Below are 26,818 nucleotides of genomic sequence, written 5' to 3' on the forward strand. Positions count from 1 at the left end.
ATCTAATGGCCAAAGCACGTGCCATCGTAAAACGATTAAAAGCGGTAAAAAACATCCGTAAAATTACACGGACCATGGAATTGATCGCCACTGCACGATTCAAGAAAGCCATGGACCGTGCTTCGGAAGCTGCCGCTTATACAAAAAAGATTTCGGAACTTGTTGCGGATCTATCTCAAGCAAATCTTGAGTTTCATCACCCGCTACTGGAAAAGCATGAGTCCGAACAAAATTCGGTCCTGTTAATCCTGACATCAAACCGGGGGCTTTGCGGCGGGTATAACTCAGGCGTCTTAAAGCTTGCCTTGAAACGTTACCAGGAATTAAAAGCCGAGGGACAGAATATTCGTCTGGAAGTTTCGGGGAAACGCGGGATTGGCTTTTTGAAGTTTCAGGATATTGCTGCTGCAGAGACATATACCCACTTCGAAGACCGTCCTACATTTGAAGAAGTTGACCAACTGGCAACCCGATTTATTACCGAGTATATTGAGGGGAAAATCGATCGTTTGGATGTCGCTTATACCGAATTTGTTTCGTCATCCAAACAACAGCCGGTCGTGCAGTCACTTCTTCCGATTGGTGCGTTAGAATCTTCGACTGAAGCATCCGAAACATCACAAAAATATGACTACGAGTTTCTGCCTTCTGCTCAGGAAATCCTGGAGGAAATTGTTCCGACTGCGTTTAAAGCACGGTTGTTCAAATGCTTCCTTGATGCAGCGGTGAGCGAGCAGATTGCTCGTATGGTAGCTATGAAAGGTGCCACAGAAAATGCCAATGAAATGGTGGGCACTCTTTCCGCTCAATATAACCGTGCACGACAAACTCAAATTACCTCGGAAATCCTTGAAATCATTGGTGGTGCAGCTGCCTTAGAATAATTTCCGCAATGCCTTAACGTAGGCACTTTATGGTTTTTTACAAATTGATAAATATCAGAAAGTAGAGACATATCAATGGCGACAACGGAAGCCAGTACATCGACCGCAGTTGGTAAAATCACACAGATCATTGGTTCAACATTTGATGCAGAATTTCCAGAAAATCAGATGCCGGAAATCTACAATGCTCTGGTTGTAAACGAAACAATCAAGGACGTTGTCATCAAAGTCACCGGGGAAGTTCAGCAACACCTGGGAGGTGGCCGTGTACGATGTGTGGCTCTAGGCTCAACCGACGGAATGGTTCGTGGGATGGATGTGACAGATACGGGTGCCCCTGTTTCTGTTCCCGTTGGTAAAGAAACACTGGGACGCGTCTTCAACCTGCTGGGTGATCCTGTCGATGGTCGTGGTGAAGTGGAATCAGAGGAACGCTGGCCCATTCACCGTAAAGCCCCTGCTCTGGAAAACCTGAGTGCGAAGACCGAGTTATTCGAAACCGGAATCAAAGTGGTTGACCTCTTAACCCCGTTTGTCCGTGGTGGAAAAGCGGGCCTGTTCGGTGGTGCCGGTCTTGGTAAAACTGTGATTTTGACCGAGTTAATCGCGCGTATCGCGAGTGCTCACGGTGGTTACTCTGTATTTGCTGGAGTAGGTGAACGAACCCGTGAAGGTAACGACCTCTGGTTAGAAATGCAGGAAACAAAAATTGGTCAAACAGACCGCTCTGTTATCGAGCAAACCTGTATGGTCTTTGGTCAGATGAATGAACCTCCAGGAGCACGTTTGCGTGTTGCTCTGTCCGCTTTGACAATGGCAGAATGGTTCCGTGACACAACAGGAACAGACACCCTGCTCTTCGTTGATAACATTTTCCGCTTCTCACAGGCAGGAAGTGAAGTGTCTGCACTTTTAGGACGTATGCCGAGTGCTGTGGGATACCAGCCAACTCTGGGAACAGAGTTGGGTGAACTACAGGAACGAATTACATCCACGAAAAACGGGGCGATCACCAGTGTGCAGGCCGTTTATGTGCCAGCAGACGACCCAACCGACCCTGCTCCTGCGACCGCATTCTCTCACTTGGATGCTTTCATTTATCTGGAACGAAAAATTTCAGAAAAAGGGATCTATCCTGCCATCGATCCATTGGCATCTTCCAGCCGTATTCTGGATCCACAATATGTGGGTGAGCGTCACTACAAAGTAGCTCGTGAAGTACAGCAAACGTTGCAACGGTATCGTGAACTCCAGGATATTATCGCAATTTTGGGTGTTGATGAATTGAGTGAAGAAGATAAACTGATCGTGCATCGTGCACGACGTATTGAACGTTTCTTGTCACAACCCTTCCTCGTGGCTGAAGTATTTACTGGTAAAGAAGGTAAAATTACACCTCTGGCAGATACTATTCGCAGCTTCGAAGAGATCTGTGCCGGTAAATGGGACCACCTTCCCGAAGCCGCATTCATGTATGTTGGTTCTGTCGAAGAAGCAGAAGAGCAAGCCAAACGAATGGCTGAAGAATAAAACGTCACAAGAGTATCGACTTCATTGTGAATGGACAGAATTTGCTTCGTTCACAAGTTCAATCTGATTTCCTGTTTTAAATGTGGTTAGAGCACCAATGGCTCAAGAATTTCGCCTCTTATTAGTTACTCCGGAAACGACTCTGTTAGATCAATCGATCCAGAGTCTACGCTGTACTTTATTTGACGGGCAAATTGGAATTCTTCCCGGACGCATGCCCATGGTCGGGCGTCTGGGGTATGGAGAATTGGCCTTCCGCTCTGAGGGTGGTGTAGAAGTCAGTTATTTCGTCGATGGTGGCTTTCTCCAGGTTCAAGGAGATGTGATTTCTGTATTAACAGAACAGGCAATTCCTCTCAGCGAGTTAAGCGCTGCAGATGCTGAAAAACTCCTTGCGGAAGCCCTGGCTCGCCCAGCAATTGGTGATGAACAATGTAATGCGCGTGAACGTGACCAAAGCCGGGCACGTGCCATGCTGATGCTCTCAGACCAAAAATAGAATCAATGATCGCTAAGATCAAAACATCTTGATTTAAATCATAGATTTTCATAAATACGCTGAAATCGCTTCGTGCATTACAGCGTATTTTTTTATGGAGTCATTTATGCCTGATCAAGATGCCTCACCAAGCCCCCAGCGGTCATCTGTTGGCGTTCATTTCAAGTGCTGTAACATCTATTCCCAAATCTATGTTAACCATGACGCAACCGCTTTTTCCGGGCACTGCCCTCGTTGCGCCTGCCCGATTGAAATACCCATTGTCAAAGAAGGTGGCTCGTCCAGTAAGTTCTTCACAGGGTCCTAACTCTTTTTCTCTTAATACTTTATACTGCAGGAAATTCTTGTTTTGATCGTAAGAAAATGAATGATCCAGCAAGAATTACCTTGAGCTAAATCCAGTAATAGTCTAGGATTCGCCCGCTGTCAGCAATCTGGCTTTTCTATTGAACCTGAAATGACGATCTGAATTCCGAATTTGAGTATTTTTAGATGGACTATCATTTAAAACCTTTGGGAAAATCCTGCTCTTCGACTGGAAAAGAGTTTGTTCCAGGCGAAACGGTTCACTCTGTCATTATCGAACAAAACGGTCAATTGACTCGTCTCGACTTTTCCCAAGATGGCTGGACAGGACCGCCAGAAGGTTTTGTAGGCGAATGGAAATGCCAGGTTCCAGAACCTGCTGCCCAAGGCACAAAAAAAATTGATCCTGATGCACTAATGCAATACTTTGAGCAATTATATGAAGCTCCCAACCAGGTACAGGAAAAATTTCTCTACGTACTTGCCTTGTTCCTGGTTCAAAAGCGACGGCTTAAACTGGATGGATCCCGTGAGGAAGAGAAAACATCATATCTCCAGTTGTCTGGAACACATGGTGAAGGATCTTTCGAAATCCGTGATCAGAATCTGGATGAGTCTGAAATCGAACAACTGCAGAACCAACTGAATAACCAATTTTTTGAAGAATGGGACTAAGGGGCTCGCCCCATGATGGGTTGTTAATATGTTGCATGTTCATGGAAGAACAACACACAATCACTCCTGCATCAATTTGAACAGGCTCAGTGTCGTCACGAAAGTGACGCTCGTGCTTCTGGTTGCAATACTGCTGCCTGCGTGCGCTTCTGTTCGAACCTTCCTCCCTCAGCAACCCGCTGTCTGCGTATTACCTCCTAACGCCAGCTATACTCAAATTGTCACTCATTTGAACTCACAAATTGAAGGCGTTTATGGTTGGCAGTCTTCGAATGTAAAAATCAGGGCACGGCAAAAAGGGGGAATTCCTGTCAGCCTGAACGCCATGCTGGCTGTTGAACAACCCAAAAAATTCCGATTACGTGCGAGTTCTCCTCTGGGAGCAGAAGTGGATTTTGGCTCGAACGACGAGCGTTTCTGGTTCTGGGTCAAGCGAAATGAGCAAAAACGGGTTTTTACCGTTCGCCATGATCAATACCAGGCAATGGGCTCGCAGTTGAATATCCCGTTTGAGCCAGACTGGTTACTCGAAGCTTTGCGCGTTGTCCCCTTAAACGAAACAGAGCTTTCTATTCAAAAAGAAGGCCAGAACTCGCCGAATGTGAAGTTGATTTCAGACCGCCTGCTACCCAATGGGAAACTTGTCCAGAAGATCCTTGTTGTCAACCTCTGCACCGGACATATTATCGAGCAATCATTGTACGATAGCCAGGGACAGCGGATTGCGACAGCCACACTCGGTGAATATCGTGTTTGCAATAATTCTGGAGCAACACTTCCGCATGTCATTAAGCTGGATTGGCCGCAAGCCGGCATTGTTCTGACGATGACGATGGCAAATATCGATGTCAATCCTGTCGGTATCCCTCCCGAAGTTTGGGGACTACCACAAATCCCCGGCTATCCCGTATTAGACTTAGGGGCGTCTTTCCCGGTTCAGAGAGAAGCTTCTGCAGGCCCACGTCCGACACGCATTGATTCCCGCATTGCAGAACTGGAAGAGCCTGACTGGTCAAATAACACTCCAAGTGAGGAGCCACAATGGAAGCCAGCACAAATGGGATTTGAAGAATCGGAAACTTTTCCCGCGACTGAAATCCAGCCACAGCCTCGCGACAATCCATTTCGCCCCCCTGGTTCATTTGACGAACCAGAAGAGGCCCCCGGTCGCGTTAGGTTGTAGTTACCAGCCTTCTCTCCTCAAAACGGAACTGATGGGCTCTTGATAATTATTCAGAATGAGTTGAGCACCATCATTGATCTGAATCAGCTTCTTTATTGTCGTTGGGTCAATACTATTGGGTAAAAATCTAGCAGCCCCGGCGCAGAAACCGATGGTGAAGCCTTCCTTGTAAAAGTCCCCAGTTAAGGCAATTCTTTGCCGTCATTGGTAGTGTCCTGCGGTTTCGTCCAAGGGATGTCATTGCAATTAAGTTGGATGTGCAATCGAAAACATCGCTAAAACTTAAACGACCTTGCAACCCGTTAACAGGTTTTTCATCTACGCTGGGTTTTCCACCAATCGCCAGAAAATTCTGCTCGACTGTGATTTGAGATCTTACCAAAGGCAGTATTTATCGTGATAAAGGAATTTCGCCGTTGTTACTAAAGCGACTCAATACTCAATTTGAGAGATTTAATACTTCAGCATCTTCATCGCATTCCGTATCATTCACAGTTCCCAGTTGAATCAACTCATGGTCTGCCGGAGTGTAGAGTGGCTCTGGTATAGATTCAGGTGACTGCACAGGCAAAGGTCTATTTGAATCTTTTGCACCGAAGATCGTCATGGAAACCACTTTCAAAAAGCCCTTCCATGAAGAGAATGTCTGATCGACGGCCGTTGGTTCGTGTCCGCAATGGACCATACAGTCACGGCACTTTTCGTTACCACTTTTCCGCCCGTAGCGTTCCCAGCTTGTTGAATTCATCAATTCAGAAAAGGAATCAGCATATCCTTCTTCCAACAGGTAGCAGGGTTTCTGCCAGCCGAAGATGTTATAGGTTGGATTGCCCCAGGGAGTGCATTCCAGCTCCCAGTTCCCTTTTAGGAACTCAAGAAACAAAGGGGAATGATTAAACTTCCATGCTTTCTTCGGAGTCGCCAGAATCTTGCGAAACTTTTGTATCGTCTGATTGCGCTTTAGAAAATGTTCCTGGTCAGGCGCCTTTTCGTATTGATATCCGGGCGAGAGCATCATACTTTCAATGCCCAGTTCGGCCAGTTCATCAAACATTTGCCGGACGCGTTCCGGTTCCGCATTCTCAAACAACGTTGAATTCGTCGTTACACGGTGCCCTGCTTTTACAGCAGCCTTAATTGCACTGATTGCCTTGTCGTAAATTCCGTCCCGGCAAACAGCTGCGTCATGATCTACGCGAATCCCGTCCAAATGAATTGAAAACGTGAGATACTTGGATGGTGGATAGTTTTCCAGATGCTTTTCCAACAGAATTGCATTGGTGCAGAGATAGATGAATTTCTTTCGTGCAACCAGCCCGGCAACAATCTCCGGCATTTGAGGATGCAATAGTGGCTCGCCACCTGGAATTGAAACAATCGGGGCGCCACACTCGTCAACTGCCTGAAAACATTGTTCCGGGCTCAGATGCTGCTTCAGAATATGCGAGGGGAACTGGATCTTTCCACAGCCGGCGCAAGCCAGATTACACCGAAACAAGGGCTCAAGCATCAGGACCAGCGGATATCGCTTGATTCCTTTGGCTCGTTGTGTCAGAACATACTTTGCTACAGTCCACATTTGGGAAAGGGGAACACCCACTATCTCCTCCATATTGCGAAAAATTCTAAATCCATTCAGAATAGTGCTTTCATAGCATTATTTCGAATGGCTGTCACCCCCAATATGCACGTATGTCATAATCCCGCTTAGAGTTAATGAAGGTAGAAATAAGGCATAATGAGAATCGCCCAACTTTCGGCGTATCAGGTCCGCGTACCGTTACGACGAAAAATCACCCATGCATCCTTCAGCCGCTCTGAATCGCAGTCGATCGTAGTTCGCTGTCAGTTAACCAATGGAACCGTAGGCTGGGGTGAATCGGTACCGCGAGAATACGTGACGGGTGAAACCGTTGATTCGGTATTTTCTCAATATGAAAATACCAATTTCCAGTCGATGTTAGGGGACAATTGGGATTCTTTCGACGGCTTGATCTCACTCAGCCAGCAAATAAATTTACCCAAACTGACAGATTCCTCTGATGAATATTTGCAAAGAGGGTGCTTTGGGAATGCAGCCCGCTGTGCATTGGAAATCAGCCTGTTTGATGCTGGGACGCGTGCAGAAGAGACTTCCTTTTCTACAATCTTTCAACATTTGAAGCCGTATCAGAAATTGGTCAAACCACAGCAGATCGTCCGTTACAGTGGTGTGTTGACTTCTATGAAACCCGTCAAACAATACATGCTGGCTCTCGCTTACCGTTTGACAGGATTCCAGCACTGTAAAGTGAAGGTCGGACTCCCGCAGATCAATGATCGGCGTCTTTTACAAAAACTACGTCGGCTGACGGGGAGCAACATGAGCCTGCGCGTCGATGCGAATGAAGCCTGGACACGTGAAATTCTAGAGGAAAAAGATCGTGAGTTCTCTCCCTTCAAAATCAGCTCGATCGAACAACCGGTCTCTCATAATGACATCGCCAGTTTGCGTGATGTTAAGAAACTGATTGAAACACCTGTGATGCTCGATGAGTCTCTTTGCTGCCAGCAAGACGCCGAACAAGCCATAGCAGAAGGCTACTGTGATTATTTTAATCTCCGTATCTCAAAGCTGGGGGGAATCATCTCTGCTTTACAGTTGGCCCATCAGGCCCATCAGGCGGGACTCCAGTATCAACTCGGTTGTCAGGTGGGGGAAACCGGCATCCTTTCCGCTGCGGGACGTCACTTCGCATCCTCAGTCAAAGACATCGCTTTTTTAGAAGGAAGTTTTGACCGGTTCCTGCTTGTACAGAATCTCATCAATGAGGAGATCTCGTTTGGATGGGGGGGGAGCGCGACGGCATTAAAGGGCCCTGGACTGGGAATTACGGTGAACGAGCAACGACTCAAGCAATTCACGCAACGAGAACAGCACTGGAAACTCAGCTAATACGATCAGGGAATCAAGAATACCAGACCGGTAACAGTCAGGCTTTCAAATAAAGCTCCGCGTGCACTGAAAGGAAGCTTTTCCACCTGATAGGGCGGGCAATCACCCGGTCGAGCATATCCCAACGGGTAACGACATTCATCCATCGGATACGTGCCAATCATATAGGGGAGTGCTGGGATGCGCCCAAAAAAGCGTCCCGCAGAAAGGAAGGGCTGAAGAGCACCATAATTATAGCCATAGCGTTCCAGGTATGGTTCTTCAAAATACAGTGGATTATAAGCAACTCCAGGAGCTTCCCACTCCATTGTACTTAACTCCCAGTTCCGAGTTTCTCCCATCACGACCTGACGCGTCGGAAGTTTCTCTAGTTGTTCTGCAGCCGTATTCTTTGGTAGTTCACCCGCTGGTGGCCTGGCACTGACTGACATCTGAGTGATTGGCTTTAGCCCCAGTTCCACCAGATGTGGTGATTTCGCAGCCGGGGCTGTCTCCTGCTCTGCCTGGAAAGCGAGATTGTTTTTACTGAGTACCACTTCAGTAGTGTTCGTTGGTGGGAGTTCCATAGCGAAGACAGGTTGTACCTCCGGTTTTTGTGCTTCCACAGGAGGATCGAGATTATCTGGCTGGGATGTTCCTGTCTCTATTAACGCAATCGAGTGAAAATCGTTAAGCTCATCGAATTGCAGTATGGACTCACTTGGTTTTACGGTTTCTGGTAGAGCCGTTAGTGACTCGAGCTGTTGTTTTCGGTTCTGCATTGTTTGCTTATTGAACCCGGTAACCCTTATTTGGTCAGATTTTACGCTTTCATCCGTCTTGGTCTTGGTAGTCTGGTTACGGACTGCAGCAGACTTGGAGATCGCGTTAATTTTGTGTTGATCAAATTCAGGAGCGATCGAAAAGTGCGCAATCTGTTTTGATGCACAGCCATGAAACATCAGGCAGCACAGACAGGCAATGATCCAGGAATGAGCAGTTAGCAACCTCATAAGTTCAGGCGCTCCAGTGAGATAGATTGCCTGCATTGGTCAACAGGCGGCAGTCAGCATTTTTGATATCGTTTGATCAGAAGGACTCATAATCATATATCGGCAGAGGTTATGACGGCAGCACATCTTCGACATACTAAACAGCAAGGTCTTTGTAATACCCCTATCTATCCGGCTTGCAAAATTTAAATAGTCATTACCATCAAAGAGTGTACGGAATTACAGTTATGTGGGTCGAAATTTTCGATTTCCTGTTTTATTGAGCGGATTATTGAAATGACAAGGAACTTGATTCGTTATTTAGATGTATGTCAGCGTAGGAGAGTTGCAATGATTGTAGGGACAACGGGATGGTTATGTTCACGACAGTAGGAATCGGATTAGTTAGAACGGGTATGACGTTTGTGTAACCGCAAGCTTTACATTTTTAGCAGATGTTTGTCCCACGTTAAAAATGATTGACATACCTTTTAGAGAGCAAGGATAATATGGAGGGATTTTCAGCAAGACTGCCCCTGTACCATTATGTATACCGGTTTGATGGTCGTGGATCGCTTGAAAGGATGTCGGTACGTAGTCAACCCATCATGATCTCTTCACACGTTTTGCTGCACAAGAGTCGTCCCATATTTTTATGCCATTTGAAGTTTAGAGCATTTCAAGAAACTCGAAGGAGCTTCTCAACGTGAGATTATTAAAATGGCTGAATCGATGCTTCGGCAAAACAGACTCATCGCCTAATCTTAAGTACAAAAACTTTCGAGAGGACAGCAACGCGAGCCTGGAATTGATTCGACTGGAAGATCGAATTGTGCTCAACGTCAGTGCCGCTATAGGTGGTACTACCAGTGATGTGCTCCAACTCAACCTCGATGCCGCAAACGATGAAGCTACTGTCTCTGTCGTAGACAGTGGTGCCACAATTCAAGTTGATGACGGGCTTGGCTTACCCGGCAGCATTTTACAATTTGATGCCAGTCAAATCTCTTCAATTCTGGTCACGGGCACTGATCCTTCGCAGACTGTTCAGTTTCTTGGTCAACAGGATTTGGTCATCAATGGTCCAGTTGACCTCACCGGCTTTACGGGTGAGGTTAATATCGGAATCGAACTTCAAATCGGCATGGGAGAGCCGCCGCAATTTAATCCGGCCTCCACAGTGACCTATCTGGGGCAATTCGAACTGACGGGCGATCAACTGAATGTAGTATTGCCCAATGAGCTGAATGCCGACGACGCCTTTGTGATTCAGATCAATGGTCCCAACCTCGAAATTCTCGATCCGGATCGCGCGAATCCCCTGCTCTTCTCGGCTCCTGCAGCAGGTCTGAATTCAATCCATGTCACAGGTGCCGATGGAGAAACGGATCTCCTGACGCTAAATTACGCAACGCCTGGCTTAAATGATATTGCGATTTCATTTGAAGGCGGTATTGGTGGCAATGACGCTCTCGAATTTACGAATGGCACTTTTGACACTCTGACGCATAACTTAACCGGACCGGGAACGGGGGCGATTGATTTCAGCGGCAATGGCATAACGGAAATCAGCTATACCGGTTTGGAACCTGTGTTTGGTGGGACCAGTACGGCCAACAACGTCATCATCAATCTTCCCACGTCAACTTTTGATGCCGTTCTGGAAAATCCAACGATTCCAGGTGAAATGCAAATCCGCAGCTTGAGTGCCGCATTTGAGTTTACCACGTTTGCTATTCCCACGGATTCGCTCACTATTAACACATCCGGCGGCAACTCAGCAGTTGCGCTGGATTCATTCGATGCTGCGTTTGCTCCCACTGATTTGATCATCAGCGGAAAACCCGGAGACACCTACCAGTTGACTGGAAATGATCTGTTGGCAGATTCGGTCTCGTTGACGTTATCCGGAGGCGCGACACTCGATCTGGGCACGTTCAACGAAACGATCAACGGATTTGTCCTCGAAGACGGCACTGTGATCGCTACCAGCGGCGTTCTCTCTGCCCAGTCTGATCTGGATCTACGCTCGGGCGCTGTCAAAGCCCAATTAAACGGAAACAACTTAATCAAAAATGGTACGGGCACAGTCATTCTCGACGCGGCCAATGGTTATACAGGCCAGACGATCATCAATGATGGTCTCCTGCAACTCGCACAATCCTTCGCCATTCCCAATACGTCCAGTGTCTATTTAACATCCGTCACAAGCGTGCTCGACCTGAATGGCTTTGAAGCCTCGCTCACTTCACTCACCGGGACCGGCAAGGTGCTCTTAGGTGGCGCGACCGGCATGCTTGATGTGAACCAGGCCGCTGCTACGTCATCCATTTTCGCAGGCAGCATCAGCGGCGATGGCAGCCTGACCAAATCAGGGACCGGTGAGTTTACACTCTCCGGTAGCAGTTCCTTCACTGGTTCGACGACGGTTCAAGATGGTTTACTTGAAGTAGAAGGAACACTCAAAACATCAGACGTAATCGTTTCCAATGGAGCGACGCTTGGAGGCTCTGGTAATATAGATGCCCCAGTGACCATTAATTCCGGTGGCATTCTGAGCCCGGGGTCGAGCCCCGGAATCCTCAGTACAGGAGATCTGACATTCATAGCCGGTTCAACCCTGAACGTCGAAATTGACGGCACCGTAGCAGGGACCGAGTACGACCAGATTCAAGTTACCGGCACTGTTGATCTCACAGGAGCCACACTCAATCTGATCAGCTCATTTACCGCTGCTGCCGGCGATGAGTTCCTGTTGATTGATAACGATGATGTTGACGCCATCGCTGGTACATTCGCCGGCCTCACAGAAGGCACTCTGCTGACCTTCAATGGCAATCAGGTCTATATCACTTATCAAGGAGGCGACGGTAACGATGTTGCGTTGACTGTCAATACTCCGCCTGCTGCAACCAACCAGAATTTCAATGTCGACGAAAACACCGTTAACACGACGTCTGTGGGAATGATCGTTTCAACAGACCCTGACGTTCCCGCAGACAGCTTGACTTTCAGCGTTACTGGTGGAACCGGACAAACCGCCTTCAACGTCAGTTCGGTGGGCGAAATTACTGTCGCCGATCAAAGCCAGCTTGATTATGAAACAACGACCTCGTTTGATCTAGAGATTCTCGTTACCGATAGTGCCGGTGCGACCGATACCGCGACAATCACCATCGACATCAATCCGTTAAACGACAATGACCCGGTCATTGCGGACCAGATTCGCGATGTTGATGAAAACGCGGCGAATGGTACTTCTGTCGGAGCCGTTATTGTTGCCACCGATGATGATCAACCCGGTGATACACTCACCTTTACCGAACTCGGGGGAACCGGAGCAGCCGCATTCGACATTACCACGGGAGGCCAGATTGTGGTGGCCAACCAGGGGCTGCTGAACTTCGAAACCAATCCGACCTATACTCTAGATATTACCGTCGACGACAACGCCGGCGGTACAGCCACTGCAACGGTGACGATCAACTTGAATGATCTCGTCGAAACGATGGTCGTAGAGGCGGGCGACTGGTCTGCCAATGTTATCACAATTGTCAGAGACGGGACTCAGCTTCGTATTCTCGAAACAGGGTCGCTGAATGAAATCGTCTATTCACATAACTTCGCCAATGTCTCGAGCGTGATGATTACCGGTACCGGATTTGACAATACACTTCGTCTCGATACCAGTGGTGGTGCTATCACTCCCGCAGGGGGAATCAGCTTTGATGGAGGTGCCGGTTCAAACACACTAGTCGCAGCAGATCAGAGTAATGAGTGGTTGATCGATGGTGTGAATAGCGGCAGCCTGATGTCTGGGTCAGTCACATTCAGCAATATCGAAGACCTAGAAGGAAATGATTCTGCAGACACCTTTATCCTGCTGGATGGAGGCCAGATTGACGGCACACTGTCTGGCGGCAACGGATTTGACACGATCGATTTCTCCGCCGTCACCAGTGTCGTCACCGTCAACGGCAATGACGCGAGTGCGACCGGCGTTAATCGCGGCATCGGAATTGAGAAAATTATCGGTGACAATACTCAGGACCGAATCACGGGAGCTAATGCCGGCACAAACTACCTGATTAATGGTGTGAATCAGGGAGTTATCTCTGGTATCGAATTTGAAGGATTTACGCATCTCATCGGAAATGTCGGAACAGATACGTTTCAGTTCAGTGGAAGCGGGCAGCTTACGGGCAGCATCGATGGTCTGACAGGAAACGACATCCTCGATTATTCGGCTTCCTCAGTCTCACTTGACCTGATTTTGGCTGCAACTGGCTCTGATAATGGATTTTCAGGAGCAGAAGCGGCTACCGTCGCCTCGTTTGATAACATCAATACAATCATCGGCAGCAGCAATCCCGATTCACTGACCGGCATGAATGACACGGCAGCCTGGTCCATTGACGGTTCGAATCAATACACAACAACAAATACGCTTGGTTTCAGTGGTTTCGAGAACCTGAATGGTGGAACCGGCATTGACACGTTCACAATCACGGGAAACCAGACTCATAATTTGTCCGGTCATTCCGGAAATGACATCTTCCGTTTTCAGGACGGTGCAACACTCACAGGGACAATTGATGGGGAATTAGGAGCTGACGAACTTGATTACGCTCTCTATTCAACATCCATTGATGTGGTTCTGATTGATAACGGCACGTCTGGCGGATTCCAGGGAACAGAAACGGCAATCATCGGCGGTTTTGATAATATCAATCGCATCTCCGCAGGCAGTGGTTTGGTCGATCAACTGACTGGTCGGAACGCGGCTGCCACTTGGAGCATCCAACCTTCCAGTTTTTATGGGAGTGTTACCTCACTAGGCTTCTCTGATTTTGAACTTCTACAGGGCGGCAGCGATGTTGACATCTTTAATATCAGCGGAACACATTCTCTCAATCTGCAAGGCGGACTGGGTAATGACCTCTTCCAGTTCAACAATAACGGTTCTACTATTAATGGAACCATTGATGGCGAAGAAGGCTCTGACCACCTCAATTTAACGAATTATACCACTGACCTGAGTGTCAGTTTAACGGGAACCGGAGGGGGCGATGGCTTCGACGGAACTGAATCAGCCCAATCTGTCATATTCAAGAATATCGACCAACTAACAGGAGGAACGGGAACCAACTCTCTGACGGGAATCGATAGTGTCGCTAACTGGACACTCAACGGAATGAACACTTACCAAAGTACGAATTCACTGGGATTCAGTAACTTTGTGAATCTCAATGGCGGCAACGATGCAGACAGTTTTGATGTCACACCTGATTCAGAAGCATTTCAGATCACAGGCGGCAATCCCGCCTCGAACCCGGGGGGCGATACACTCAACGTAGATACCTCAGCAGCCGGGACCGCTCTGGTTTCCAACAGCAGCAACGTTTCGGGCAGTGTCACAGGAACATTCCCTACTATTACTTACAGCGAGATAGAAAACTTCGCAATATCGGGTCTCGTCGATATTCAATTGGAAGGAACAACCGGCGACGATGCCATCGAAGTTCTTGTTGTCGGTCCCAACATCGAATATCGTCTGGGAGGAACGCTGATCGGCACCAGTTCGCTGACTGACACCAATAGTGTTACGGTCAATGCCGGAAATGGAGACGACAGTTTGACCGTCGATAGTGCCCTCGCCGCAGAAGGTATTACTGTTGACTATGACGGCGAAGGGAACAACTCCACAAACCCGGGAGATGTATTGAATCTGCTGGGGACAACGACTTCTGTTGAATATTATTTCACCGACAGCAGTTCCGGCTCTATTCGCATCGACGGCGCGATGAGCGATTTCATCACCTATACTGGCCTGGAACCAATCACATCAACGATCAACGCAGTAGATGTCACTCTTTATTATAGTGGTGTTGCTGAAACGATTACCATCACCGATGCGGGCGGCGGCCAGACCATGATTACCTCCACCGCCGGTGAAACACTGACATTCACGAACCCGACCGGCACGGTCACCATCAATACCGGTGATGGCGCTGACGTGATCAATCTCAATTCGCTGGCGACCAGTTTTTGGGCATCCCTGGTAATTAATGGCGATGGTGACGTAGATACCCTGAATTCCAACGGTAGTATTTCTCTGGATACTGGGAAGATGCTGGAATGGAACGTTGAGACGATCAACGTCGCCAAGAGCATTACTCTGACTGCGGCAGGGATCGCATTTAATGCAAACGAAGTGAATCTGGACGGCGATCTTGTTTCCACGAACGTATCGGGCGATGCGACGACAGTGAATGTGCTCGGTTCGGCTGGCGGTGCCGATATTCAGGACGCCGTTGATATTGCCGGGACCGGCGGCATCATTAATGTTGCAGCGGGAAACTACCTCACTACAGGGACTCTCGACATTGACGAATCCGTTTCGATTCTGGGAGCAGGCAAAGACGTCGTCGAAATTCGCAAATCGGGAGCGCCGACAAACAATTTTGACATTGCCGTTAATATTTCCGCCAGTGATGTGACCATAACCGGCGCCCAACTCGGCTGGGAGACACACACATCCGCCACCGATTACCAGGGCTATGTCGTCTACACAACATCCGATAACACCACACTTAATAACCTGTTGTTTGGTGATAATTATCGCAGCGCCGTCGTTTTGGAAGGTGCCAACAATCTCGAAGTATCTGATTCGATCTTTGAAGGAAAGTTCGGTCGTGCTGCCATCCGAGATGGAGATAACGGTAGTGGCGAAAATTTCCTGATCACCCGCAACGAATTCCGCGCCGACCATTTCCGCTGGGGGCCGATCGCCATTGGTCCCCAAGGCACATTTGGCGATCCTAACAATTTCGCCTTCAGTGGTGAAATTTCCTATAACTATTTCGGCAACGGTCTTGAAGCAGGCTCGTTCCAGGAAGCCGGCGATCAGAATTATACGGTCACGATTACGAATGGCGGTATGACTGCCGACGGGCTGGATATCATCCACAACACCTTCGACTGGCAGGATTCCTCTACAACCAACGGCAACGGCATCTATGCCCAGCCTGGTGGCGTTTACTTTGATCCATCGCTCTCAGTGGCTGTAGGCACCGTCAACATCACCGACAATATTTTCAACGGCTTTACTTACGAAGGTCCTCAGCCGACGACAGAACCACTCTGGAATCCAACCGGTGGTGTCTTTGGTGGAGCACTAGAATTTGATGGTGTCGACGATTTTGGGTTGTTTCAGGATGCCAACTTCGATGTCGGTGAATCCGGCACACTCAGTTTCTGGGTGAATATGGACGACCAGGGACGTCGCAATCAGTTCTTTGAAGGCCCGAATAATGGCGGTATGGAATTCCAATACCGGACCAACGGCGGCGGTCAGTTTTTCGGCAGCCCGAACCGTAATGACGGCAACGGAAACACCTATGTCATCCAAGACGGCTCTGCTGGCGGCACGACCGGCGTCTGGCAAAATATTCAATATACGTGGGATTTCAACGGTGGTGTGAATCCCGAAATGCACCTGTATATCGATGGCGTCGAAGTTGGCTATTTCAGCACTACTTACGACTCTGATCTCTCACAGTGGACCGCCACGGTCAGCACCGTCAATGAGCTGATGAATGTTGGCCGCGATCCCGGAAACGGTCGTTTCTTTGATGGATTGATGGACGATGTGGGCTGGTTTGATCAGGCTCTGAACCAGACTGACCTGGATACGATTCGAGCAACGGGGATCGCGACTCTGTCCGCTGATGCCCGCCTCGTGGCCCACTGGGACTTCGATCAGGCCTCCGGTAATATCGCCGTCGACAACGTCAACGGCATTCAAATGTTCCTTGCAACAGACGGCATCGTCCCCTTCGGTCCGGAATTCCAGACAACAGCCGGTCAGTTCGGCGGCGCGCTGGAATTCGACGGTCTCGATGATTTCGCCACTTTCCAGGACGCTAGTTTCGATGTCGGCCGTAAAGGGACATTGAACTTCTGGGTCAATATGGATGATGTCGGCAGACGCAATCAGTTCTTCGAAGGCCCTGATAACGGTGGCCTGGAATTCCAGTATCGTACCAACGGTGGCGGACAATTCTACGGTCGAACGCAAGATGGTTCTGACTTCACAATCCAGCAGGGTGGCCAGGCTGGTGTTGCGGGCATCTGGACCAACATCCAATATACGTGGGACGCCGACACCGGCGAAATGCATATTTACATTAATGGTTCCGAGGAACCCTACCTTTCCTCATTCGATGAAAACCTTGCTGGTTTCGACAGTACTCACTTTACTGATACGATCAATGGCTTAATGAACGTTGGACGCGATCCGGGTGATGCAGGACGGTATTTTGACGGGCTGATGGACGACATCGGCTGGTTTAACGATGTCTTAAGTGTCTCCGAGCGGGCTGACATCATGAACAATGGTGTCGCCGCCATGACCGGCGATGCACGCCTTGTTGCACACTGGGATCTGGACGATGCCGCTGGCACTACCATTGTGTCAGGCGACAGTGGCACCAATATTACCCTCTATCTGCAGGCGGTACCTCCCCTGCCCCCCATTCAAGGCTTTGGCGTTATCGCACCGTTGAATGCCAACGTCACCTACAATGCCTTTAATGGCAACGATCTCGATTCCAATGTGACCTTAGATTCGACCAATGTATTCGGCGACCCGTTGTTCGCTTATGCCAACGATCCTCTGTTTGTCAGTACCGACTCTCTGGAAGAGCAGTGCACGATCGGCTTCGGTTCTTCGGCCGCCTACACTTCATCTGAATTCGCCAGCGATACGAATACCACAACGCCGCATATTGGAGCATACCAAAATCCTCCTAGTCTGTATCCGGGCCTATATGGTACCGGTGATATCGTCATCTTTGGAACCGGTGAAGACGACCAGCTCGAATTGACTCTCACTGGTGAAGACACCGCCACGTTTGTACTGACACGCGATATCGGTGGCGTTGGTGAGACGATTCTGGGAACGGTTGCCATCACTGACATCACTTCGATCACCTTCAACGGACTGGGGGGCGATGATGTCTTGATTATCAACCAACCCGACAACCTGTTCTTTAATGCGGAAAACGGAATCATCTTTAACGGTGGTTCACAGAATAACGACGGTAATTCGCTGGGAATTGCGGGTGTTGACGGCGATACACTGGTCATCAATCACAGTACGCCGCTCGAAGCCGACTCCGTCGCTTACGTCTTTACCCCCGACAGTGTTCCCGCCGAAGGGGAAGACGGCGTCATTACAATTTCCGATGCCACCCTGAGTGACGGTTCAACCACGATCACGTTTACTGGTCTGGAACCAATCATCGACAACTTGCTTGTCGCTAATCGTGATTTTGATTTCACCGATGCCACCGAAACAATTTCCCTCTCAGACGATGGCGTTGCCGGCGACAATTATTCGTATATTGACTCCACATTCAGCGAATCAGTGCTCTTCCTCGATCCGACGAGTTCGATCACGATTCGTACTGACAGTGCAGGAACACCAACCGGCATCGATACGATTCTGATTGACAGTCTCGACAGTTCCTTCAACGCCAGCTTGACAATCCTGGCCGGCAGCGATGATAGCGTGACATTTCAGACAGCAACAAACCTGGTCACAGGCGATCTGTTCGTCACTGCAGAAACCGTTGACATTCTGGCCAACATTGATGCGGCCTCAGTTGAGATCAGCTCTTCCGGCGTCACCAGCACCACATTCAACGGGGGAACGGTGACAACCACCGGTTCACAACTTTATCACGATGCGGTCAACTTTGTCACAAATTCGACACTCATCAGCACTGGTGGCAGCAATATTGAATTCGAATCAACCATTGATGGTGCCATCGATCTGGTCATTGACACGATCGGCAATACCATTTTGGGAAGTGCTGTTGGTACGTCAGCACCTCTGTCCAGTCTGACAACCACTGCCGGCGGTACTACTCAAATCAATGGCGGCAGAATCAATACGACGGGTGCTCAGATTTTTAATGACGATGTCACTCTGGGAATGAATACCATTCTCACAAGTTCCGGTAGCGGGGCCATTACATTTGACCAGACGTTAAACGGTGCATTTTCACTCGGTCTTAACACGGATGGCACAACCAATTTTAATGGCTTCGTGGGCAATACAGATGCTTTAACCGGTCTTGCCACTGACGCCAACGGGTCTACTAACATTAATGGTGGCAGTATCGCAACGACTGGATCGCAAATATTTAACAATGCAGTTCTGCTTGGGGCAGATGCGATTCTCAGTAGTACTGCGAGCGGCGATATCGCATTGATGTCGACGCTAAACGGGGCTTTTGCGCTCAACGTCAATACAGGCGGAACAACCACATTCAACAATCAGGTGGGAAATACAGCAGAACTAGCCAGCCTGACCACCGATGCTGCTGGGACCACTGAGATCAACGGCGGCAACGTCACTACTTCCGGAAGTCAGACATTCCAGGATGCAGTCTCTCTGGGAGTAACGACGTCCTTTTCAGCCACCACAGCAGGTGATCTCACCTTTGACTCAACACTGACTGGTGGCGCTGGGATTTTGATTACTGCCAAAGCGACCAACGATATCATATTCAACGATGCCGTCTCTACCGACGGCAATGTGACCGTCCAGGCGGACTCCGATACCTCCGGTGTCGGTGATTTCACCATGCAATCCGGCTCCAGCCTGGATGCCGGCACGGGAACAATTGACATTGATGGTGCCAACGTTACCGCGCGTTCTTTGAGTACAACCAATGCTTCTGCAACCTCTGTCACTATTGACGCAAATAACGGGGATGTGACCACCAGTGATACCGGCGTGAATTCACTCGGTGATATAACGATCAATGCCACCGGAACCATCACTCTCGAAGATGGCGGCATCAATACCGGCGAAGGGGGAAGTGTTCTAGTTCAGGCTCAAAGTGATGTCTTATCCACCGGCACTGGAATCGATACTACGCTCGGTGCAGCCTCTGGTGGTACGATTACGGTCAAATCCAGTCTGGGCAAAGTCGATATTTCAAACGGCAGCCTGCTTACGGGTGATGGGGGAAATATTGATATTGATTCCCTTACCGAATTCACTGCCTTAAACAGCAGCTTCAGAACGACCTCAGGTACGGGCGGCGGAAATGTAGACATCAACACGTCCGCTGGCAGCAGTTTTATTACCGATGGCGGAATCAGTGTCAACGGCGCGGGAAACATCATGGTAGTAGTGAAAGGCGCTACTTCGGACGTCCTGATTTCTTCAGAACTAACCAGCTTGGATGGCAGTATCACAGTTCTGGCTGACAACGATATCACACTAACATCCACGGCAAAGATCATCAGCCAGGCCAGCGGTTCCATCACGTTAACAGCAGATAATGACGGCTCCAACGCAGGTAGCATCACCATGGATTCCGGAAGCACCGTCGAATCACAGAGTGGACTCGTCCAACTCTCTGCATACGACAATATTGCTGTCTCTTCCATCACGACCACCGGCGGTCGTGTCGATCTAACATCCACCAATGGTAGTATCACAGACAATGACATAACGCCGGCCAAAAATGTGACTGCAAATCAGTTGGTCATTAATGCCAACATGGGAATAGGACAACTGGCGGATGCCATCGACACCGCGATCTCGTACCTGGAAGCCGACGCTGGCACAGGCGGACTCTTCCTGGACAACATGGGCGACCTGACGGTTGGTGGTATCACGGCTCAGGTCGGTCTCGATGCCGACCTGGAGATCCTGGTAAATGTCATGGGGACGCTTGACATTACCGAAGACGTTCAATCGACGACTGGCTCCGTCACGTTTGACGCCACTGACACACTGACTGTTGATCTTGCGACAACAATCACCACTTTCGGTACCGGTGCCCTGCTGCTTACATCCACTCGAAATATTAAACTCAATAGCGGCAGCAACCTGAAAACGGTTAATGGCGGAATCACACTTCTTGCGAACAATGGCGGCATCACAACTGGTGATTTCACTGGCATCGAAGCCGACAACGCGGTTATTCAGACTTCGGGCACTGGAAATATTTCGATCACAGGCTTTGGTGGAACAGATGCCCTGACAGGCAGTCATCAAGGCGTTCACCTGCATACCGGGACGACCGTCATTTCAACTGATACGGGCGTCTCAGCCGGTACCATCACCATTAATGGCACTGGTGGGACCGGATTGGATACAAACCAGGGAGTCCTGATTGAAGGGGCATCGACCAATGTGACTTCCACCGATGGGGACATTGATATCACTGGTAATGCCAGTGCCGGCCCTGGATTCCAACTGCTTGATCAGGCAACGATTCTTTCCAATGGAACCGGTGCCAACGCAGCAACGATCACCATTAATGGTACGACCACATCCGACCATACTGGAGTCAGGATTCAAAGCCTGGTGCAATCAACGGACGGAAGTATTACAGTCACGGGAGCATCAACTGGCGGTAGTTCTGCTTCAACAGGAACATCAATTCAAACATCCGCCGGGCAAGTGATTTCGACCAACGGCGATATTTCGATCAATGGTACTTCAAACGGCGATGATGGAATCGATATTTCAAACATGTCTGGTGTCTCTGCTTCCGGCACTGGTAACATCGAACTGATCGGTGAGTCCACAGGTTCAGGTAGTGGTATTAACCTGGACACGACCATCAAGAGTCAGACCGGAACCGTCAGTCTCATAGCGGAAGATGACATTCTGCTGGGAAGCGTCGCGTTGATTGACTCCACTTCCGGGACAATCACTTTAACCGCTGACAATGCGGCAGGAAATAACGGTGATTCAATCACAATGACCGATGGATCTTTGATTGATGCCGGAACCGGTGACATTGGCCTCACAGCTGATGGAGATGTCCTTTTAGGTGGCCTGCTGACAACAGGTACCGTCAACATTGATTCTCTCTCAGCTTCAATCAGTGATAACGGAGACAGTTATACAGACATTGTGGCTACAACGGCAGTTCTTAATGCCGTGACCGGGATCGGCGATGGAAATCCACTGGAAACAGAAATCAGTACGCTCTCTGCTACGATATCCGGCATTGGCAGCCTCTTCTTAGAAAATACGGGGACCGTTGAACTGCTTGATCTCTCCACCTTTGATGGTGAAATCAGCGTCAACGCCACAGGCAGCATCACGGCAACCTCAGTTGTCTCGACAAACAACTCAGCTAACGACGATCACGATATATCACTGACGGCGACAGGAACCAGTAGTGATATTCTAGTGACTACAATTACTGCTGTTGGCAATGCAGATGTCACACTGACTGCCGATGACGGTATTCTCGATACCAATGGCGCCGATTTAAACTGGATTACCGCTGACAATTTGATGCTAACATCCAGCAGTGCAGATGGTACTCAGGATGGAATCGACGTCGACACCGATGTCAACTTACTCACCGCTAACGTGAATACAAACGCCGGTGGAATTCACATTGATGAAGTGGACGGCATTACCCTTTCGCAACTGATGACATTCGATGGATTTATTACCGTTTATGCTGCCGGTACCATAGAAGTCCTCGACGTCAATTCCACGAACAACTCCGCTTCCGATATCAACAACGGTATCACACTGACTGCAACCGGCGCTGATAGCGACATCAATGTCACAACCTTAACAGCCCAGAACACCGCCGATATCACTTTGAATTCCGATCGTGATGTACTCGATTCTGACAGCACCGACATAAATATCACGACCGGCGATCAATTGACGATTGTTGCCGGACGTAATATCGGTGGCATCACCAGTATCTTTACCGAAGCTGGTTTTGATCCACTGCAGACAACAGTAGATCATCTCGACCTGACCAGTGGTAACAGCATCGCCATCCACAATACAGGTACCTCGCCTGAATTGATCAATCTGGACGCAGGCACGGGCTCAGTGGGAACCACATTCATCAAAGTAACAGGTGGCGCACTGGATGTCTCACTCACAACGGGAATTCACAATACACAGGACACCATCGGTTTTGTCTCCGATGTTTCGATCACTGTACCAACCGGATTGCAAACAGCAAACCTGCGTCTGGATGCGCCTGATATCATCGATGCCGGCGGGGGAGACCTTGATATTAACGCCGTTGATGCAATTCTGTTTCAGTCAATGTCTGCAGAAACCGTTACGATCACAGCACAGCAGTTTGATGGTACCGCTACTGGCAGTGATTTTATTATTACCAACGACTCCCCTGCCCTGGAACTCGTCGACCTGAATACCGATTCGATGGCTTTGACGGGAGGCACAGACACAAACATCTCGCTGACATCCGCCGGCGGTGTGACTGTTACGAATCTGGTACAGACATTGGGAACCGGTACTCTATTCATCGAAACGACAAACACCGACGCCTACCTGATTCTGAATCAGAACATCCAAAGCGAGACAGGCAGTGTTACGATTGAAACCGCCGATGACATTGCCTTTAATGGTTCGAGTCACCTGACCAGCACTTCAGGTGATATTAAGTTGACTGCAGATGCCGACAATGGTGCCGGGGGACTGTTCGGTGGGGTTACAATGGCCGATGGCACAGTCATCAATGCCGGTGATGGTACAGTCACACTGACAGCAACAGATGACATTACTATTGGCCAGGTCATCACAACTAACGCCACCGACTTCGCGATTCATCTGGAAACGGAAGGGAGCGTAACCGACGCCGGAGACAATGCCGGCGAAGATCTAATCGCCAATGTGTCCGGCGCCCGGGTCACGATCATTGCTGCTCTGGGAGCCGGTAAGGTCGCTGATTTGAATGGGGAAATCGAAACACAGGTCGATCAGATCAATATCACCAACCAGACCTCAGGCGAGATCCGAATCATTGAAACAGATGATGTGATCATTCACGATATCCTACAGACATCTGCGGGTGACATTCATGTTTTCGCCGGCGGCAACATCCTGTTGTCCGGTCTGATTGAAACAGCCGCCGACCATGTGCTGCTCGACTCCCAAGCTGCGATCACTGATCAAAACGACGGTATTCCGGGGCAGCTTAATATAAATGCGATGAGCCTGGGTCTGAACGCAGTTACTGGAATCGGCGTGGGAGACACTCTCGAGCTGAGTGTCGAATCTTTCTCAGCTGACACCACCGACGGCGACATCCTGCTTCACAACACCGCCGGTAATTCTGTCACCGCCACCAGTATTACCACCGGAACCGGTAGTATTGCGCTGGCACAGATCGGCGACGAAGCATTAACCATCGACCTGGCAACCACTCAGGATGGAACTATTACCATTTCGAACGAAGGGGATGCGCACTCCGATATTCTGGAGCTGACCTCAATCTCGGCTGGTGGCGCGACTCCGGAAATCAATGTCTCTACCATTAACTTCGGAAACATTCTGCTCGGAGATCTCGCCGCGTTGGATGGAGTTATCTCGGTTATTTCAGCAGGAGATATCAATGACGCGTTCAACGATCAGATGACTCCGGAAATCGATCTAAACGCCGCTTCCGGTTCGATTACACTGCAGGCAGTCAACGGAATCGGTAATAACCAGGCGGTAGAACTGGCCGGCGGAACCCTTTCCATTGATTCCGGAACAGGCAATATTGATGTTTCCAACACATCTTCAGCGGCAACGGGCTCTGTGCGGATCACACAATTAACCACCGGCACCGGCTCAATTGACTATTTACAAACCGGCGGAGAAGAAGCCGCATTCGAAGAAATCACCACAACAGGCTCCGACATCACCGTTCAGACAGATGGCGAAACACTCTTTGAAAACCTTGGTGTATTGACAAATGTTGTTTCTACCGATGGTGTCGGAACGATTCAAGTAACAGCTACCGGCGTGAATTCATCGATTGAGATCAACGACGGCTTCAGCACAGCCGGTGGTACCATTGACTTCACCGCACAAAATAGTCTGATTTTTGGTGGCAATGGTGATGTCAATTCCTCGAATGGTAAGATCACCCTGCTCGCCGATTCGGCCTCTATGGGAATCGGCGGTGGTGGTATCACCATGTCGGACGGCACAATCTTCGATGCTGGTACTGGAATCCTCGATTTACAGGCCGGTGATGATATCACCATCGGCCAGTTATTCACGACTACGTTTACCAGACTGACCAGCACCGACGGCGGTGTCGTCGATGCCGGTGATACTGGGGGCAGAGACATCACATCTGACGAACTCGTCATCCGTACTGCAGCCGGCGCCGGTTCTGCTGATTCACTGGAAACAGCAGTTTCGCTGCTTGCCGCTTTGAATACGGATTCCGGCAGCATTCAAATCGACAATGATCTGGGAGGTGCCCTGTTAACCATCGGTACCGTGGATGGTATTGTTGGTATCACAAATTCAGCCGGAGTCGCCGGCGATATTATCATTACGAATGCGAGCCCGCTCACTGTTAACTCTGCCGTCACAAATAGTTCGGGGGGTAACATTGGCTTGGAATCGACGGGACCTGGCGACTTGATTTTGAATGCTTCCGTTCGTGCCTTCGGTGGCAATGGAAATATTAACGTCGAAGCAGGAGACGGGATTCTCGACATCAATGATACAGGAACCGCATCCGATCATAGTGTCGCAGGCACAGGGGTCTTCTCGGGGCATGGCACGAGTGGCGTATTAATCGACACTGATGCAACACTGACATCAGAAACAGGCGCCATTGCAGGGGTTCCTCCTCAGTTACAAAATATCTTAACACCACAGATCTCTGCAACCGGGGATGCAACCGTAACAGGAGACTTCGGTCGCTTTTCAGAACAAAATTTCTTCATCACCATAGACTGGGGTGATGGAACCGTGGAGACCTTTAATTTTGCCGATCCGGGATCGTTTGTGTTTGAGCATACCTATGCCGCGAACCCGAATGTACAAAACCCGGCAGCCGATATCCCCATTCTGGTTACGATGCAGGGAGACTTGCAATTCACCTTTTCTGATGGGAACGGGAGTCTGGACTTCACCAGTGAAGCCGGGGTACTGGAGACTCCCGGGGAAGGATTGGCCAACGTTGCCATCGATACGACTCCCCAGGTTCCTCAGTTATTGTTCCCTGAAACCGAAGTCATTCTGGATGCGACATCCAATCAGCAGAGTATCTTCACGACAAAAGACACTCTGTCCATTGAATCAGCCATCGAAGAAGCGAATAAAAATGTCGAGCGACTTGTGTTCCTTAGAATCCTGGCACCCAATGGAAATGTGATCGAAGATGTACCGCTGGATGAGTCAGATCTGGATAATCTGCCACAGTTATTCAAAACGCTGCCTGATGGACGATATCAGATTTATCTGAAAGAAGCCGGCGAAGAACGAATCCGACTTTTGATGGACGTTGACATTCGCAATGGTAAAGCCAGCGATGTCACCGAGGAACAGGCAAACCCTCCCACATCAAATGATGCGCAGGACACCTCAGGACAAGACAGTACAACCTTGTTAGAAGAAAGTAAAGAAGCAGACTCTCTTTCGACAGTCATTCTCACGGAATCTGATTTCAAAGAATTTCTATCAGAGCCAGTTTTCTTAGAAGAAATTTTGTTTGATTATCCAGCGGATGTCATTCCGGTCATATCCGAAAACGCAAAAATAAATACGAATTCAAACAGTGATCCAGACACATCTCTGGAAAAAGCATGGAGCAGTACCGCATTACTTTCGGGGTATTACCATGGAAAATCATTACTCAAAAAACCGGTTACTGCTGAGGAATGTGAATCAGCCATCGAAAAATATGGGAACCGTCTGTTGAATCGCCATTACAATCTTTACCGAAAAAACCAATAAGCTGCCCTACCCGGGCCGCATTCATGATATAACTAAGACACATTTTCAGCTTT

9 protein-coding genes are annotated in these 26,818 nt (G+C 49.1%); 7 read left to right on the forward strand and 2 right to left on the reverse strand.

Annotation, left to right across the window (positions count from 1 at the left end; all coding sequences use genetic code 11):
* Positions 1–5: 5 nt before the first annotated feature.
* The 5 genes from atpG (at position 6) to Enr17x_RS15200 (ending at position 5,077) form a co-directional block, all read left to right on the forward strand.
* The gene (gene atpG, locus Enr17x_RS15180; RefSeq protein WP_145310115.1) at positions 6–884 is read left to right on the forward strand and encodes an ATP synthase F1 subunit gamma; all 879 of its coding nucleotides are present in this window, start codon (positions 6–8) and stop codon (positions 882–884) included.
* A 75-nt stretch (positions 885–959) separates the two neighbouring features.
* Positions 960–2,414, forward strand: a complete 1,455-nt coding sequence (atpD, locus tag Enr17x_RS15185; RefSeq protein WP_145310117.1) for a F0F1 ATP synthase subunit beta — start codon at positions 960–962, stop codon at positions 2,412–2,414.
* Positions 2,415–2,511: 97 nt separating this feature from the next.
* Positions 2,512–2,913, forward strand: coding sequence for a FoF1 ATP synthase subunit delta/epsilon (locus tag Enr17x_RS15190; protein ID WP_145310119.1), 402 nt, complete (start codon positions 2,512–2,514; stop codon positions 2,911–2,913).
* A 492-nt stretch (positions 2,914–3,405) separates the two neighbouring features.
* Positions 3,406–3,894 carry a hypothetical protein gene (locus Enr17x_RS15195; protein ID WP_145310121.1) on the forward strand — a complete coding sequence of 163 codons (489 nt, stop codon included), beginning with the start codon at positions 3,406–3,408 and terminating at the stop codon, positions 3,892–3,894.
* 28 nt (positions 3,895–3,922) lie between these two features.
* On the forward strand, positions 3,923–5,077 hold the full coding sequence (locus tag Enr17x_RS15200) for a cytochrome c biogenesis protein ResB (protein WP_145310123.1): 1,155 nt from the start codon (positions 3,923–3,925) through the stop codon (positions 5,075–5,077).
* A 439-nt stretch (positions 5,078–5,516) separates the two neighbouring features.
* Here Enr17x_RS15200 and hpnH read toward each other — a convergent pair whose 3' ends face one another.
* Positions 5,517–6,677 (reverse strand): adenosyl-hopene transferase HpnH, encoded by a 1,161-nt coding sequence (gene hpnH / locus Enr17x_RS15205; RefSeq protein WP_145310125.1) that lies wholly within the window; start codon positions 6,675–6,677, stop codon positions 5,517–5,519.
* 138 nt (positions 6,678–6,815) lie between these two features.
* Between hpnH and Enr17x_RS15210 the strand changes: the two genes are divergently transcribed.
* Positions 6,816–8,012, forward strand: a complete 1,197-nt coding sequence (locus Enr17x_RS15210; protein WP_145310127.1) for an enolase C-terminal domain-like protein — start codon at positions 6,816–6,818, stop codon at positions 8,010–8,012.
* 5 nt (positions 8,013–8,017) lie between these two features.
* Here the strand turns inward: Enr17x_RS15210 and Enr17x_RS15215 are convergent, their stop codons facing one another.
* Positions 8,018–9,004, reverse strand: a complete 987-nt coding sequence (locus tag Enr17x_RS15215) for a hypothetical protein (protein ID WP_145310129.1) — start codon at positions 9,002–9,004, stop codon at positions 8,018–8,020.
* Positions 9,005–9,689: 685 nt separating this feature from the next.
* On the opposite strand from Enr17x_RS15215, the gene Enr17x_RS15220 reads away from it, so the two are divergent.
* Positions 9,690–26,765: a LamG-like jellyroll fold domain-containing protein gene (locus Enr17x_RS15220; protein WP_145310130.1), complete on the forward strand. Its 17,076-nt coding sequence runs from the start codon at positions 9,690–9,692 to the stop codon at positions 26,763–26,765.
* Positions 26,766–26,818: the final 53 nt, after the last annotated feature.

The organism is Gimesia fumaroli, from assembly GCF_007754425.1.
GTDB lineage: Bacteria > Planctomycetota > Planctomycetia > Planctomycetales > Planctomycetaceae > Gimesia > Gimesia fumaroli.

Coding starts and splice junctions, on each gene's coding strand:
- atpG (WP_145310115.1), top strand. CDS start 6: ATGGCCAAAGCACGTGCCATCGTAAAACGATTAAAAGCGGTAAAAAAC.
- atpD (WP_145310117.1), top strand. CDS start 960: ATGGCGACAACGGAAGCCAGTACATCGACCGCAGTTGGTAAAATCACA.
- Enr17x_RS15190 (WP_145310119.1), top strand. CDS start 2,512: ATGGCTCAAGAATTTCGCCTCTTATTAGTTACTCCGGAAACGACTCTG.
- Enr17x_RS15195 (WP_145310121.1), top strand. CDS start 3,406: ATGGACTATCATTTAAAACCTTTGGGAAAATCCTGCTCTTCGACTGGA.
- Enr17x_RS15200 (WP_145310123.1), top strand. CDS start 3,923: ATGTTGCATGTTCATGGAAGAACAACACACAATCACTCCTGCATCAAT.
- Enr17x_RS15210 (WP_145310127.1), top strand. CDS start 6,816: ATGAGAATCGCCCAACTTTCGGCGTATCAGGTCCGCGTACCGTTACGA.
- Enr17x_RS15215 (WP_145310129.1), bottom strand. CDS start 9,004: ATGAGGTTGCTAACTGCTCATTCCTGGATCATTGCCTGTCTGTGCTGC.